This is a genomic window from Ponticaulis profundi (assembly GCF_042659465.1).
GTDB classification, from domain to species: Bacteria; Pseudomonadota; Alphaproteobacteria; order Caulobacterales; family Hyphomonadaceae; genus Ponticaulis; species Ponticaulis profundi.
Map to the genome: position 1 here is coordinate 193,053 of NZ_JBHSSW010000003.1, position 13,207 is coordinate 206,259.

Genomic DNA, 13,207 nt, shown 5'->3' on the forward strand with positions numbered 1-13,207 from the left:
GAAAACCGGCTTATTGCGCTGTTTCCAACAGCCAGTTCATCGCCTTGCGGACTTCATCCTTGCCGCCTGTCTCAAAGCAAAAGCCATGAGACAGGATGAGGCGATCGAACTCCCAGTCGAGCACATATTCCACGCAGCGGCGCGCCAGCGCCTTGTCCTCGAACGTCATCCGGATATCGATGGCGGTCCCGCCCTCTTTTCCGAGCAGACCTGCGACCCGTTTCAGCAATCCCCAGGGAAAGCCCTGCTCCTGTGGATCATGTTTCTGGATCAGGTCGGTGATAATCAATGAGCCAGAAGGCTTGTGACAGAACCAGACCTCATCGAGCAATTTGTGACCTTTGATCACCTGCTGCTCGATCGTGCCAAGCCAGGCGGGCGGCGCTTCGTCTTCCAGCACGAGATCCGCCTCAATATCCGGATGACGCTCGGCAAATCGCGGCGACACCCAGGACGTTGCCTCCGGCCATTCTGCACGCCAGTCGGCCAGATAGAGGCTGTGGATCTTGTTCGGCTCGATCAGATGAGAGACCGGGCCAAGCGCTGCAACCGCACCGATGCGTTCCAGCGTCAGAGCGACAGGCGAATGCACCCAGATCTTTCCGTCAGGCAGCCGGATGATGACAGCACGCGTTGCGAACGGCACGCCATACATATGGGCCTCATCGCCTTCCAGCAGCCAGACATTCTCGGCAAAGGGTATTAAGTTGCTCATCGTGCATCTCCTCCCTTCACCAGTGTCTCACCGGGGTATGACATGGGTATGTCATGTCGCCGGAATTTCGTGCTCCTCCTTGTATCGCAGCGCCAGCCAGACAATCGCGACCGTAACGCCATGCGACACCAGCCCGACACTCCACCAAAGAGTTGGCCACTTCATCACCCAATAATTCGCTTCAGCGCCGATACTGATCGCGGCAAAGATGGCCATGCCAAGCACCCAACTGGCTAAGTGAATCAGGAAGGATAGCTGAAGCCCGGCAATGGTTTTCGCATTCTTGCGCTGGACGATGCCGGCTGCCTCAACCTCCGGGTCGATATAAAGCGCCGACACATCAACCTGATAGGCACTGGCCAGCGCCTTGAGGGATTCTGGCGAGGCTTGCTGGCCATTCTCAATGCGCTGGATGGTGCGCAGGCCGACACCGGCCAATTCAGCAAGGTGTTCCTGAGACCAGTGACGCTCTTCGCGCCAGCGTTTGAGTTTGGCTGTATCAGCTTTGATGGACATGTGGTTCTCCCGATGATGACGGATTAGCAGATGTCCTCAGAAAGCAGAAGTCAGCCGATTTTCACCACGCCAGCAGGCCGCCACCTCCCCGCCAGCAAGCCGCCAGCGGCGCGCCAGACTTGATCTTCTCGCGGAAAATCATGCAAAGCTGTGTCCTGCACGATCCGGAAACACGCCCCTTCCTGCCAGACTTTCGAAGGAATGCCCCATGCCTGAGCCAGCCCATGACACGCATTTCTACGAACCTAAAAACGGCCACGGTCTACCACACGATCCGTTCAACGCGATCATTGGCCCGCGCCCGATTGGCTGGATTGGCTCGCTGAGCGCCAACGGCATTCCGAACCTCGCGCCCTACAGCTTTTTCAACGCCTTCAACTACACCCCGCCCATTATCGGCTTTGCGAGCGTCGCCAGCAAGAAAGACAGCTTCAACAATATCGAAGCGACAGGTGAGTTCACCTGGAACCTCGCAACGCGCGAACTCGCCGAAGCGATGAATGAGAGCTGCGCGCCCATTCCGGCAGAGGAAAGCGAATTTGAACGCGCAAAGTTAGAGCAGGCACCGTCGCAGCTGGTCAAAGCGCCGCGCGTCGCGGCAAGCCCCGTCTCCTTTGAATGCAGGCTGTCCCAGATCGTGCAACTCACCACGCATGACGGCAAAGACGTGCCAACCTGGGTGGTGTTCGGCGAAGTGGTCGGTGTGCATATCGCGCAAACCGCACTGGTCGATGGCCTCTATGATCCCGCCCGAATGCGCACAATTCTGCGCGCTGGCGGCCCGGCGAGCTATTACGAAATCACACCGGAAACGCAGTTCGAGATGTTTCGCCCAAAGGCGTGATTGTTTCCGGATCCCGGGTCTGCGCCCGGGATGTTTTGTTCAGTTTGCTCTCTCGACGACTTTGCGTCGCATAGAGAGCGCTCAGGGCTGCCGCGATGAACTGAGTTCAGTTGTTTATTTTTCTCGATACCCGTAAAATCTATCCATACCAACTACAGTATCGACAGAACTCCAAGATTTGTAAGCGGGTCGGCGGTTTGCGGAAGCGCGTTTATCGCCACAGAGCATAGCTCTGCCGCGCAATTAGGATGGTAAAGTTGAGGGACGCTGAGCCTTTATCGGATCGCGGATTTGAAAACGATCGGCCTGCTTCAAGGAGGCGGCCAAGGATCGGAAGAAAGATCAGTTTGGTCTACTGACCGGGTTGCAGAATGGACTTCGACCTTAAAATGAAACAGGCGCACGAGCAATTCAGGGAAAACGTGTTCGAGCACGCAGCAAACTAGGCAAACGATCACACTCACGAGAGCATCCACCCGTTCGAGATTATCGATCACCCTATTTAATTTTTTAATGAGTTCGGTCGGTGTGGCAGGCACTAAGTCGGCCTGAACGGCGCGGACTCTTTGCAGACCTTCGGGTTCTTGCATGGCAAACACTCCAAAAGTGTAGCCATTGGCCTTCAATTGCGCTGCGATACTCATACGGATGACAGCATACACCATCGTCTCAGCTGAACTTACCATGTAAGCGACGTCATCAGGAACGACCGTACGGTCTGAAGTTTCAAGTCGCAGTAGATAACTAAGTAGCCGCGCTAGAAAGAGCTCAATCACACGGTCCGGGGCGAACGACGAATGAGAAATGAGAGAAGCTGGCTGGAGACACATACATCGAATATAAGTTAAAACGAATCGTGTCGGATAAGATATTCAGTTTTACATTTTGTTCTCATAGAACAGTGCATCAAATCGCACGCATTCGTTTGGGTTGAGAATTGAATTAATTGCGAGGAAATTTGATCTGAAAAAGTTTTCTGAGCACTTTCTCAATCACCGAAGTATAATCTTCAATTTGTTGATCAGTGATTCCCACCGTCGCCCGCTCATGTATCAGTTTGTTGCGCAATCCATAATAGTGATTTATTTTTGCAAGCATAACCTCATCTAGAGATACGTGCGGTTTGACTTCGTTGATCACAAGATACCGCCTGTTAAACAATTCAGAAATTTTCCGGTCATTATACTTTTTTGCTGGAAATAAATCTTGGCGATTCACTATGAATTCTTTCAAAGCAATTTCAAAGTTACTGTCCAGTAAAATCAGCGCCGCTCTGTTTTTAGTATCTAACTTTTGGCTTCTAATGGTGTTGACTAGGGCCATTGCCTCAACCAATCCCCGCGTCCAAGGTTGCGACTTGAGATTTTGTTTGTTCGACTCCAAAATTCTGTCTTGGTAAGGCAGCTTTCTAACTCGTGGCAGCTTCGGAAGTACAATTTTGCTCTCAGCTTTTAGCTCCGCCTCAGGCACTGATTCTATGCGGCCCTTAGGGTGAGCAAAGACATCGTCGTCCCAACTATTTTTCAAACGACGGGACAAGGAGCTAAAAAACGTCGTAAACGTAATTATCGTTTGCCTCAGCTGGACGAAGGCAGGGTGGCTATAATTGATACCACTCTTGCTACTATTCCAAGGCATGGCCTCCGCGGGTCCGTGCATCTCGACGATTACCCGACAAAGCGAAGCATCAGGGTGAGGAACGCCAGCTTCGCTTTTCACAAAGTACCCCACCTCGCGAGAACGTAAGTCTTTTACTATCAGTCGATTGTTGCAATAGAAATAAATACCGTAGTTTTCAAGCTCAGGATTACGATCGACTATCAACCCCGCTGTGACCCTGACTTTCAGTGTTCGTCCCTCAGCCGGTTCGATCTCTAATTCAGCTTCTTTGGGTGAGAATCCCGGCGGATAAGCCCAATGATCAAAGCTTCGTTTGGAAAGGGTTTCACCATTCAGTCTAATATCGCAGCCCTGATCGATGAACCAGCCATATACCTCTCCCAAATGCGAACGCATCCTTTCCACATCGCCAACATCAAAACTCTGACGAAGTTTCGTAATTTCTATCTCTGTCGTCCCAATTGAAATACTCGGTATTTCGTAGGCCGGTAACGTCCAATCCTCAGATTCTAGCCATTCCTTTGTCAAATCCACTTGAAGGCTTTTCTGGCCTTTAGCGTGGGTTTTTATGACCACATGCTCGCCTAGTGCTACACCCGCTCGTTTGCCGCCAACTCCAAAAATTCCAATGACTTCTTCGCTGCTAATATTTCGACTTGCTCCGGGGGCTATTAGCAGATCGAGCTGACTTTCTTTTACTCCGCCCGCATTATCCATCACCGAAATAATTTGTCGGTTTGCATCTAAAACAATTTCGACTGACATGCCGGGAGGTCGGCCGTTCGCCGTCCACAGATCGAGTGCGTTATCAACGAGCTCACATAATCCAGTGCGCAAATCGTAGTCACTAATGATCGACAAGAACATCCGTTTTCTTGGAGTTCCGTCTATGGCTGGAAGCTCCCGTTTTTTTGACACCAAGGTTCTCTCCCCTCGTCGGCCACAGCATTGCAACCTAAAAGCAATATTTGGGAGCAGTACCACAACGCCTTATTTTTCAGAAGAAACACATCAAAAATAGGCAAAATTTGAATGCCCTCAGCCCTAATTCTGGTTGTATTTGGGGACTTCCCGTAACACCTCGCGCCACTTCGTCCGCAACAGACTCTGCGCCCGGGATGACACAGAAACAAACACCTCCCCCAAAATTTCCATATCCCTTATGCGGGGGATGTGCCTTTTAGATGACTTGCTAAAGATGTCGGGCATTGGGGGATTTGCATGTTGCGACTGGTGTTTGGGTGTCTCGTTCCGCTGCTGGCGATTTTCATGGCCTGGTCCTTTGGCGACCTGCCTGCGAAATCCGTGTTCTGGGAAACATCCGACGCTGAGATCACCGGCTATGAAAAGGTGGAATACGATCCGGGTTACGGCAACACGCAGCTCATCTATCCCCTCATCAAAACGCCTGGCAGTGACACCACGCTGCGTCTGAATGTGGCCAATCATTTCGATGAAACAGGTGTGCGCGAAGACTGGCCGGAAGGCACGGCATTAACCGTTCGCCTGCATCCCGACGGGGATACCGCCTTCCCGCAGGAGGATGAGCGTTTCACCCTTGTCATCCCGGTGATCATTGCGCTGGGCGGCCTGATGGTGATGGGAATTTGCGCACATGCTCTGCTGACGGGCAGCGGCACGCTCTCCTTCATGATGGGGACAATTGGCGCGGTGATGATGACCGTTGCTGGCGTGCTGTTCTATGGGCTCTGGACGTTTGGCACCCCACCTGCGACGTCGTTTTTCTGGCCGACCGAGACCGTCACTGTGCGCACCAGCGAAATTGGCAGCGCGCCGATTGGCAATGGCAACACGAATTACTTTCCGGTCGTGAGCGTGGTCCGCGACGGCCAGCCGCCTCAGAAACTGGAGATCAGGCGCAGCGTGTTCATGACCGCGCGCGAAGCCCGCGAAATCGCCGAAGCCTACGCGCCAGGAACGACTCATTCCATCCGCGTGGCGCCCGATGGCCGCGTGTTTGAGCGCCACTGGCAGTTCCAGTTCACGCTTGCACTGGTCATCACCCTGATGGCGCCCCTTTTGGCTTTTGCTGGCGGGTTTGCGATCCTCGGGGCTTTCAGGGCGTCACGGGCCTGATGGTGATCTGAATGGTTGCTGTCATCCGGGAACAGGCAAAGCGCGTATCCGGGATCCAGCCTGACGAGACTTCCTGCTTTCTGGTTCCGGGGTCTGCGCCCAGGATGACAATTGTGCGAAATCGCCGCCATTGCGCAGATACCTGCGAAGGCAGGTATCCACGCCTGAGAATTAAGACAAGACACCGTGCTAATGTTCAGGCATGGGTTCCAGCCTTCGCTGGAACCGGCGATTAAGCGGCGCACAAACCGTAGGGCGGCGTTGAGCGCACAGCGTGATACCCGCCGAGAGACAGTTGAGTTATGTCGGCGGGATTTCATCCCGCCCTACACGATGCAGCGCATCGGATTACTGAACCTAAAAGCGACGCTCCCCAAACGCTAATCGTCCTTGCGCACAATCTCGCGGGGGCGGCGATGCTTGTCGATGGCAACAAAGGTGAACTCAGCCCGCGTCACGCGCTCGGCTTCGTCACCATTATAAGGCCGGCGCCAGGCCTCAACATCAATCTTCATGGAACTACGCCCGACATGAACAAGGTCGGCATAGATCGTCACCTCATCGCCAACATGCACCGGCCGGTCGAGGCTCACCGCATCAACAGCCGCAGTGACCGCCCGCCCTCTGGAGTGGCGTGACGCGATGGAACCAGCCGCGAGGTCCATCTGACCAATCAACCAGCCGCCGAAGATATCGCCATACTGGTTGGTATCGGCAGGCATGGCCGAGAGGCGCAGCGTCGGGATACGATCAGGCAGTTTCTGGGGTTCGGACATGAGGTACCTCTAAATATTCAGCCATTGATGAGTGGATGCGCAGAGGCGGCTAAGCCGCCTCTTCATTCACCTCGTTCGGGTCATAATTGAGGATAGGCCCCAGCCATTTCTCAGCCTTGGAAACTTCCCAGCCCTTGCGCGCGGCATAGTCAGCGACCTGATCACGCTCAATCCGGCCCACTGCGAAATAGACGCTCTCCGGGTGAGAGAAATAAAGCCCCGAAACAGAGGCGGGCGGGGTCATGGCAAAGCTGGACGTCAGCTCTGTGCCAATTCGCTCGCTCGCGCCCAGCAGGCGGAAAATGGTCTCTTTCTCCGTGTGATCAGGCTGACAAGGGTAACCGGGCGCCGGTCGGATGCCCTGATAACGCTCCTTGATCAGATCCTCGGTTGAAAGCGCCTCATCTCCTGCATACCCCCAGAATTCCTTGCGGGTACGCTCATGCAGGGCTTCGGCAGCGGCCTCTGCGAAGCGGTCGGCAAGCGCCTTCACCATGATGGCGGAATAATCATCATTGGCTTTTTCATAAGCCTTGGAGTGGGCATCCTCACCGAAAATGGAGACGCAGAAGGCACCGACATGATCGCCGCCTTTCGGGCTGACGAAATCCGCCAGCGCAAAGTTTGGCTTCTGATTGTCCTTCACCATCTGCTGGCGCAGCGTGTAGAGCGTTTCACCATTATCGAGGGCGACGTCATCACCGACGGATTTTGCAGGCCAGAAGCCGCACACGCCTTTGGCGGTGAACCATTTTTCACCGATGATTTTCTGCATCATGGCTTGTGCATCATTCCACAGACTGGTCGCCGCTTCGCCCACCACCTTGTCTTCCAGGATCATCGGATATCGGCCTGCAATCGACCAGCTGGCGAAGAAAGGCGTCCAGTCGATATAGCGGTTCAGATCGCCCAGATCGAACTCAACTTCCTTGACGCCCGTGAAGCTTGGCTTCGGCGGGGTATAGCCATCCCAGTCAATCGGCACGGCTTTCCTGCGCGCTTCAGCGATTGGCAGGCGCGGCTTTGGCGGCCCACCTGACCGGCTTTCGCGAATGCGCTCATATTTGGCGCGCTGGGTGTCCCAGTATTGCGATTTGTCATCAGACAGGAGCGCTGAGACCGTGCCGACCGCGCGGCTGGCATCATTGACGTGCACGACCGGCTGACGCTTGAAGCTCGGCTCGATCTTGATCGCGGTATGCGCCGGTGACGTCGTGGCACCGCCAATCAGAAGCGGAATATCCATACCGCGCCGTTCCATCTCGGCTGCGACGAGCACCATCTCATCAAGGCTCGGCGTGATCAGGCCTGACAGCCCGACCATATCGGCGCCGACTTTCTCAGCGGTATCGAGAATGGTCTCACACGGCACCATGACGCCAAGGTCAACAATCTCATAGCCGTTACAGGCCAGCACAACGCCGACAATGTTCTTGCCAATGTCGTGCACATCACCCTTCACCGTGGCGAGGATGATCTTGCCATTGGACTTGCCTTCCATGCCCATGCGGCGCTTTTCCTCTTCCATGAAGGGAATGAGGTGCGCGACGGCGGCTTTCATGACGCGGGCGGATTTGACGACCTGCGGCAGGAACATCTTGCCCGAACCGAACAGGTCTCCAACGACATTCATGCCGCTCATCAGCGGGCCTTCAATCACGTGCAGCGGTCGCTCAACCGACTGGCGGGCTTCTTCTGTGTCCTCGACAATGAACTCTGTGATGCCATGGACCAGTGCGTGCTTCAGACGCTCCTGAACCGGGCGCTCGCGCCAGGACAGGTCTTTCTCGACCGTCTTGCCTTTCTGACCCCGGAATTTCTCGGCTATCTCGAGCAGGCGTTCGGTTGAATCCGAACGGCGGTTGAGAATGACATCCTCGACATGCTCACGCAGCTCCGGATCGATCTCGTCATAAATGTCGAGCTGACCGGCATTCACAATGCCCATATCCATACCCGCCGGAATGGCGTGATAGAGGAAGACAGAGTGCATGGCGCGGCGCACCGGCTCATTGCCGCGGAAGGAGAAGGACACATTCGACAGACCGCCTGAAATGTGAACACCCGGGCAGGTCTGACGGATCTCACGGGTCGCTTCGATAAAGTCGACCGCATAATTGTCATGCTCTTCAATCCCGGTCGCGACCGCGAAGATGTTCGGATCGAAAATGATGTCTTCTGCCGGAAAGCCGACCGTCTCGGTGAGGATCTTGTAAGCACGCTGACAAATCTCGACCTTGCGTGCCTTCGTGTCCGCCTGCCCGGTTTCGTCAAAGGCCATGACCACCACAGCTGCGCCATAGGCCAGACATTTGCGGGCATGATCGAGGAATTGCGCCTCACCCTCTTTCAGAGAGATCGAGTTCACAATCGCCTTGCCCTGCACGCATTTCAGGCCCGCCTCGATCACCTCCCATTTGGAGCTGTCAATCATCACCGGAACGCGGGCGATATCCGGCTCGGCAGCGATGAGATTGAGGAAGGTCCGCATGGCCGCGACCGAGTCCAGAAGGCCTGCATCCATGTTCACATCGATGATCTGCGCGCCGTTCTCGACCTGCTCACGCGCCACGTCGAGCGCTGCGGTATAGTCATCCTTCTCAATCAGCTTGCGGAATTTCGCAGAGCCGGTGACGTTTGTGCGTTCGCCGACATTGACGAAGGAAGCGGTTTGTTCGGTCATGGTGTGCCAGTTGTCCTAGTCTTCAAGATCCGGATCGACGGAATAGCCGAGAATGGAGCCCATTCCATAAAAAGCGATGGCGGCAAACCCGCCAGAAAGAATGCCAGCCAGGAAGATGTTCCCGCCAGCCAGTTTGATGCCGACATAAGAGACGGCGTAAGTTACGACGGCAACGGATACGCCGGTGACGAATTTCCAGAAGTCAGTCATGGAAACCTCCCTCGCGCACCAACTGCCTGAACAGCGTGTCTGCTTCGGCACGTATCTCATCGGTCAATACGAGTTTCGAAAAACCAGCCCGCTCCGCCCTTTCGAACTCATCTTCGATCAGTTCGTCCAGAACCGGTATTCGCCCGCCCAGTTTGGCTTCACTCGAAACAGATTTCTTTCGCATCAGGTCGGCGATGTTTTCCAGCACTTCGGCAGACAGTTCTGTTCCCTGCGCAAGTTTCTGAAAGTTCATAGGCGGCAGCCGTTCGGGCCTCATTCGTACCCATCTCAAGGCCAGGGCAGGACGCAAGACGTAAAAATACTTCTTCAGCTTGATCTGGTCGTGGGCAAAAATATTCCGATCCCACATACCTTTGCCAAGATGATAATAATGGCCGGTACAAGTCCGAGGCGACACATGCCGAGCAGCAAAGGCCTGTAATTTTGAGACTGCGCTCTCGTTCCAGATATATTGAACAGGACTGCACATCCATTCCAGCAAGACCGGATTGGGCTTCAGCAACAGGCCGATCGCCTTCTTCAGGTCCCAGCCATTGACATCCCAGTCATCAACGAGCGGCTTCTCGATCACGTCCCGCCCAGGCTGGATAGAAAGGTACCAGTCTTCGTCATGTACATAAACAAATCGTACATCGTAATCGCTGTCGGGCGACGGAAACCCCCAGGCCCGGCTGCCGCTCTCTATGGCAAACAGAATGCGTACATTCTCTTCAGCCTGAATGGCCTCAAGCTGGTTCATGATCGCTGCGCGTTTTACGCCTGAAATTTCGGGGGTGAACGTTAGCGCCTCAGTCACCACCGCCTCCATCAAATCCACCATCATCTCCGCTTCCACCGGTGCCAGAAGCGCCCCAGCCCATGAAGATCATGCCGCCAAATACGAGACCGATCCCAAGAGCGGTCAAATAGCGATAGAGCGGGGCTTCAATGAAGCCTGGCAGCATCACAAATCCCGTCATGATGAATGTCCCGATCCCGGCAAAAACGGAAATCGCGATTTTCAGTTTCAGATCGTTTTCAGTCATCATCCCCCGCCATCTCCGCCTGTTCCCTCTCCACCGCCCAGACGGAAAGAGAAAAACACGATGACGGCAAAAAGCGCGCTGACCGCAATGCGAGCAGCCTGCCCCAGCATGGGATCATCAATCAGTTCAGACAGCGGACTAGCACCGACGACGTAAAAGAACGCACCAGCAGCGATCCCAATCACGATCCCGAAGATCGTTTTGATCTTTTTCAAACCGTCCGGAACATTCTCACTCATCGTACGCCCCCATTCAGAGGCCAGTTGTCATCGGCAATTCTGTGATAGCGCGTGACGGGGCGGTTGAACCAATAGACCCAGGCCTTTTCACCTGTCGCCGCGCCTTCCTGATCGAGTACATCAGTCCGTTCCCGGTAATAAAGCGAACGCTTCGGATCAGCTGGAATAACGTCCTCGAATTCATCAAGCAGTGGCATCAGTGCCGTGTCATTCAGACAGTACAGCACGCCCTGAACCAGCCCATCGCCAGAGACGATGCCGGGATAGCTGCCAAGATTGTAAAGGCTGCCGCGAACGCGCGCCGGCCCCAGGAAGTCTCCGCCCGCATCCAGATCAATATGCACCGGCATCCCCGCCGCGCCCTGTTTCAGAAGCCCGTAAAAGAAAAAGAGATCTCCAGACGTGACAGGTCCATTCATCATGTGATGGTCTCCTCTCCGTACAGAAGCGTCTCCAGACGCTCGCAAATATTCAGGAAAACACCGTGCTTTTGCGCCGCAAACAGCGTGCCTTCGGAAAACCGCTCTGACCGAAAAAGTGAGAGCACGGCCAGACGCACATCCTCAAGAGACGCATCAGGCAAAACCGCACAGATCGTGTCAAAACCGTCGGCTGAACCGACACGCTCTTTTTGCGCCTCCATCCATCCGGACCAGTCCCGTGATGAGCCATACGGCCGCAAGCCATCCAGCAGTTCCTCTGCGAATGGCGTGAACCGCGCCTGATCGCTTCGGTATTTTGGCTTTTCTTCTGCGTCCAGCGTACTAAAAATGACTTTCAGCTCAGCCAGACGCGCACGCGTCAGAATGCTCACGGCTCATGCGACCTCGAATGGCTCCAGCCCTGCCAGGCGCAGCGTGTGCTTGGTTTCAGCCGGGACACGCGGCGCCACACCCTCAACGGCTTTGGCAATCGCTTCAATGTGTGCCGGTGTTGTACCACAGCACCCACCAACAATGTTCAGCAGTCCATCGCGCGCCCATTTGCCGATATGCGCAGCCGTCTGTTCCGGCGTTTCATCATAGGTGCCCATTTCGTTTGGAAGGCCCGCATTCGGGTGAGCCGAAACCAGACAATCGGACTGACGGGCAAGATCTGCGATATGCGGGCGCATCAGATCAGCGCCAAGCGCGCAGTTAAAGCCAATGGCGAAAGGCCGTGCATGGCGCACAGAGTTCCAGAACGCCTCGACGGTCTGACCAGAAAGTGTCCGGCCGGACCGGTCTGTAATGGTACCGGAAATCCAGATCGGCAGTCGCTCCTGACCTTCGGCTTCAAGGTCCCGAATGGCCTTGATCGCCGCCTTGCAGTTCAGCGTGTCCGTAATTGTCTCGATGACATACATATCCACGCCGCCCTCATAGAGCGCCGCGACCTGGTGACGATAGGTTTCATAGACCTCATCGAAGGTCACCGCACGCGCACCCGGATCATTCACATCCGGCGACATGGAGAGCATTTTGTTCAGCGGGCCGATTGAACCGGCAAGAAAGCGTGGCTTGTGCGGCTCTTTCGCCGTCCACTCATCTGCCACCTTTCGGCCGATCCGCGCACCTTCCAGATTGATGTCCCACACAGCCTGCGCATCGAGCTCATAGTCATCCTGCGCGATCGTCGTTCCGCAAAACGTATTGGTCTCGGAAATATCCGCACCAGCCGCGAAATAGGCATTGTGAATGTCAGCGATGATATCCGGGCGCGTCAGGCAGAGAATGTCGTTATTGCCTTTCATCTGGCCCGGAAAGTCCGTGAACCGCGCGCCGCGATAATCTTCTTCGACAAGGCCCTTATTCTGGATCAGCACGCCCCACGACCCGTCAAAAACAAGGATGCGTTCCTTGGCGGCTGCTTCCAGCGCTGCAATGCGTTCAGTTCTGGTCATTCGCAGATTCCTCTTTGGCTTCTTTCGCCTGCCGTATGCCTTCCAGATAGGAGACTTCGTCATTCTCCATCATCATCCGGGTCAGTGTCGCTATGGCGAGACCCAGAAACATGATGAACATTAGCGTTCTGTGGCTCGGGCGTTTCATATCATGCTCAATTGTCGTCGGCGCTGTTCTCAGGACGCAGATGTTCTTCCCAGGCGATATGGCGTCCGGCTGCGTTTTTCGTCGCAGAACCAAAAACGCTCAGGTCTGCACCCTGCCAGCTCAGATTGGTTTCGACGATATTCTCACCGAAGACCATCGCATAGTGACAGAAACCATCTACCATATAGCCTTTGCCAACGACATGCCCGCCGGCAGAGACGCTGAAAAGACGCGATGCGACGAAGGACATGTCGAACGTGGCATCCGTGTCCGGATCACCATTGTCAAAAACATGCTTCACCGTGACCGAGAATGCTTCCTCGCCGCCCCGCAGCGACATGACAACATCATATCCGCCTTTATCACCGGCCTCATCGAACCATTCGGCGCGTCCGACAAACCGACCGGAAGGCAGCGTTTGTTTCGACATA

General features: G+C 54.9%; 16 protein-coding genes and 1 pseudogene. 2 read left to right on the forward strand and 15 right to left on the reverse strand.

Going from position 1 to position 13,207, the window contains the following annotated elements; genetic code table 11:
* Positions 1–10: 10 nt before the first annotated feature.
* Both ACFQDM_RS02510 and ACFQDM_RS02515 read right to left on the reverse strand, forming a co-directional pair.
* A complete protein-coding gene (locus ACFQDM_RS02510; RefSeq protein ID WP_377375013.1) occupies positions 11–715 on the reverse strand; it encodes a DUF4336 domain-containing protein in 705 nt (234 codons plus the stop codon).
* Between the two features lie 51 nt (positions 716–766).
* Complete coding sequence (locus ACFQDM_RS02515; RefSeq protein WP_377375016.1) at positions 767–1,231, reverse strand: helix-turn-helix domain-containing protein; 465 nt, start codon at positions 1,229–1,231, stop codon at positions 767–769.
* Positions 1,232–1,439: 208 nt separating this feature from the next.
* Here ACFQDM_RS02515 and ACFQDM_RS02520 point away from each other — a divergent pair, with 208 nt between their 5' ends.
* Positions 1,440–2,075, forward strand: coding sequence for a flavin reductase family protein (locus tag ACFQDM_RS02520; protein ID WP_377375019.1), 636 nt, complete (start codon positions 1,440–1,442; stop codon positions 2,073–2,075).
* A gap of 311 nt (positions 2,076–2,386) precedes the next feature.
* On the opposite strand, the gene ACFQDM_RS02525 is transcribed toward ACFQDM_RS02520, so the two are convergent.
* Both ACFQDM_RS02525 and ACFQDM_RS02530 read right to left on the reverse strand, forming a co-directional pair.
* Entirely contained in the window at positions 2,387–2,761 is a 375-nt protein-coding gene (locus ACFQDM_RS02525) for a hypothetical protein (RefSeq protein ID WP_377375022.1), read from the reverse strand.
* 256 nt (positions 2,762–3,017) lie between these two features.
* Positions 3,018–4,613 carry an ATP-binding protein gene (locus ACFQDM_RS02530; RefSeq protein WP_377375387.1) on the reverse strand — a complete coding sequence of 532 codons (1,596 nt, stop codon included), beginning with the start codon at positions 4,611–4,613 and terminating at the stop codon, positions 3,018–3,020.
* A 303-nt stretch (positions 4,614–4,916) separates the two neighbouring features.
* Between ACFQDM_RS02530 and ACFQDM_RS02535 the strand changes: the two genes are divergently transcribed.
* A complete protein-coding gene (locus ACFQDM_RS02535) occupies positions 4,917–5,792 on the forward strand; it encodes a hypothetical protein (protein WP_377375025.1) in 876 nt (291 codons plus the stop codon).
* 380 nt (positions 5,793–6,172) lie between these two features.
* Here the strand turns inward: ACFQDM_RS02535 and ACFQDM_RS02540 are convergent, their stop codons facing one another.
* The 11 genes and pseudogenes from ACFQDM_RS02540 to ACFQDM_RS02590 form a co-directional block, all read right to left on the reverse strand.
* A complete protein-coding gene (locus tag ACFQDM_RS02540; protein ID WP_377375027.1) occupies positions 6,173–6,568 on the reverse strand; it encodes an acyl-CoA thioesterase in 396 nt (131 codons plus the stop codon).
* Between the two features lie 49 nt (positions 6,569–6,617).
* Positions 6,618–9,230, reverse strand: a pseudogene (gene metH, locus ACFQDM_RS02545) (methionine synthase); the annotation flags it as partial.
* A 36-nt stretch (positions 9,231–9,266) separates the two neighbouring features.
* On the reverse strand, positions 9,267–9,461 hold the full coding sequence (locus tag ACFQDM_RS02550; protein WP_377375029.1) for a hypothetical protein: 195 nt from the start codon (positions 9,459–9,461) through the stop codon (positions 9,267–9,269).
* Entirely contained in the window at positions 9,454–10,278 is an 825-nt protein-coding gene (locus tag ACFQDM_RS02555; protein WP_377375032.1) for a nucleotidyltransferase domain-containing protein, read from the reverse strand. The genes ACFQDM_RS02550 and ACFQDM_RS02555 overlap by 8 nt, the downstream gene beginning before the upstream one ends.
* Positions 10,271–10,510 carry a hypothetical protein gene (locus ACFQDM_RS02560; protein ID WP_377375035.1) on the reverse strand — a complete coding sequence of 80 codons (240 nt, stop codon included), beginning with the start codon at positions 10,508–10,510 and terminating at the stop codon, positions 10,271–10,273. The genes ACFQDM_RS02555 and ACFQDM_RS02560 overlap by 8 nt, the downstream gene beginning before the upstream one ends.
* Entirely contained in the window at positions 10,507–10,746 is a 240-nt protein-coding gene (locus ACFQDM_RS02565) for a hypothetical protein (RefSeq protein WP_377375038.1), read from the reverse strand. The genes ACFQDM_RS02560 and ACFQDM_RS02565 overlap by 4 nt, the downstream gene beginning before the upstream one ends.
* On the reverse strand, positions 10,743–11,168 hold the full coding sequence (locus ACFQDM_RS02570) for a gamma-glutamylcyclotransferase family protein (protein WP_377375041.1): 426 nt from the start codon (positions 11,166–11,168) through the stop codon (positions 10,743–10,745). The genes ACFQDM_RS02565 and ACFQDM_RS02570 overlap by 4 nt, the downstream gene beginning before the upstream one ends.
* Positions 11,165–11,560, reverse strand: a complete 396-nt coding sequence (locus tag ACFQDM_RS02575; protein WP_377375044.1) for a DUF6508 domain-containing protein — start codon at positions 11,558–11,560, stop codon at positions 11,165–11,167. Before ACFQDM_RS02575 ends, ACFQDM_RS02570 begins: the two co-directional genes overlap by 4 nt.
* 3 nt (positions 11,561–11,563) lie before the next feature.
* Positions 11,564–12,628, reverse strand: coding sequence for a homocysteine S-methyltransferase family protein (locus tag ACFQDM_RS02580; RefSeq protein WP_377375046.1), 1,065 nt, complete (start codon positions 12,626–12,628; stop codon positions 11,564–11,566).
* Positions 12,615–12,740 carry a hypothetical protein gene (locus ACFQDM_RS02585; protein WP_377375049.1) on the reverse strand — a complete coding sequence of 42 codons (126 nt, stop codon included), beginning with the start codon at positions 12,738–12,740 and terminating at the stop codon, positions 12,615–12,617. The genes ACFQDM_RS02580 and ACFQDM_RS02585 overlap by 14 nt, the downstream gene beginning before the upstream one ends.
* A gap of 43 nt (positions 12,741–12,783) precedes the next feature.
* Positions 12,784–13,206 carry a hypothetical protein gene (locus ACFQDM_RS02590; RefSeq protein WP_377375050.1) on the reverse strand — a complete coding sequence of 141 codons (423 nt, stop codon included), beginning with the start codon at positions 13,204–13,206 and terminating at the stop codon, positions 12,784–12,786.
* Position 13,207: the final 1 nt, after the last annotated feature.

Coding starts and splice junctions, on each gene's coding strand:
- ACFQDM_RS02510 (WP_377375013.1), bottom strand. CDS start 715: ATGAGCAACTTAATACCCTTTGCCGAGAATGTCTGGCTGCTGGAAGGC.
- ACFQDM_RS02515 (WP_377375016.1), bottom strand. CDS start 1,231: ATGTCCATCAAAGCTGATACAGCCAAACTCAAACGCTGGCGCGAAGAG.
- ACFQDM_RS02520 (WP_377375019.1), top strand. CDS start 1,440: ATGCCTGAGCCAGCCCATGACACGCATTTCTACGAACCTAAAAACGGC.
- ACFQDM_RS02525 (WP_377375022.1), bottom strand. CDS start 2,761: ATGGTAAGTTCAGCTGAGACGATGGTGTATGCTGTCATCCGTATGAGT.
- ACFQDM_RS02535 (WP_377375025.1), top strand. CDS start 4,917: ATGTTGCGACTGGTGTTTGGGTGTCTCGTTCCGCTGCTGGCGATTTTC.
- ACFQDM_RS02540 (WP_377375027.1), bottom strand. CDS start 6,568: ATGTCCGAACCCCAGAAACTGCCTGATCGTATCCCGACGCTGCGCCTC.
- ACFQDM_RS02550 (WP_377375029.1), bottom strand. CDS start 9,461: ATGACTGACTTCTGGAAATTCGTCACCGGCGTATCCGTTGCCGTCGTA.
- ACFQDM_RS02560 (WP_377375035.1), bottom strand. CDS start 10,510: ATGATGACTGAAAACGATCTGAAACTGAAAATCGCGATTTCCGTTTTT.
- ACFQDM_RS02565 (WP_377375038.1), bottom strand. CDS start 10,746: ATGAGTGAGAATGTTCCGGACGGTTTGAAAAAGATCAAAACGATCTTC.
- ACFQDM_RS02570 (WP_377375041.1), bottom strand. CDS start 11,168: ATGATGAATGGACCTGTCACGTCTGGAGATCTCTTTTTCTTTTACGGG.
- ACFQDM_RS02580 (WP_377375046.1), bottom strand. CDS start 12,628: ATGACCAGAACTGAACGCATTGCAGCGCTGGAAGCAGCCGCCAAGGAA.
- ACFQDM_RS02585 (WP_377375049.1), bottom strand. CDS start 12,740: ATGTTTCTGGGTCTCGCCATAGCGACACTGACCCGGATGATGATGGAG.
- ACFQDM_RS02590 (WP_377375050.1), bottom strand. CDS start 13,206: ATGTCGAAACAAACGCTGCCTTCCGGTCGGTTTGTCGGACGCGCCGAA.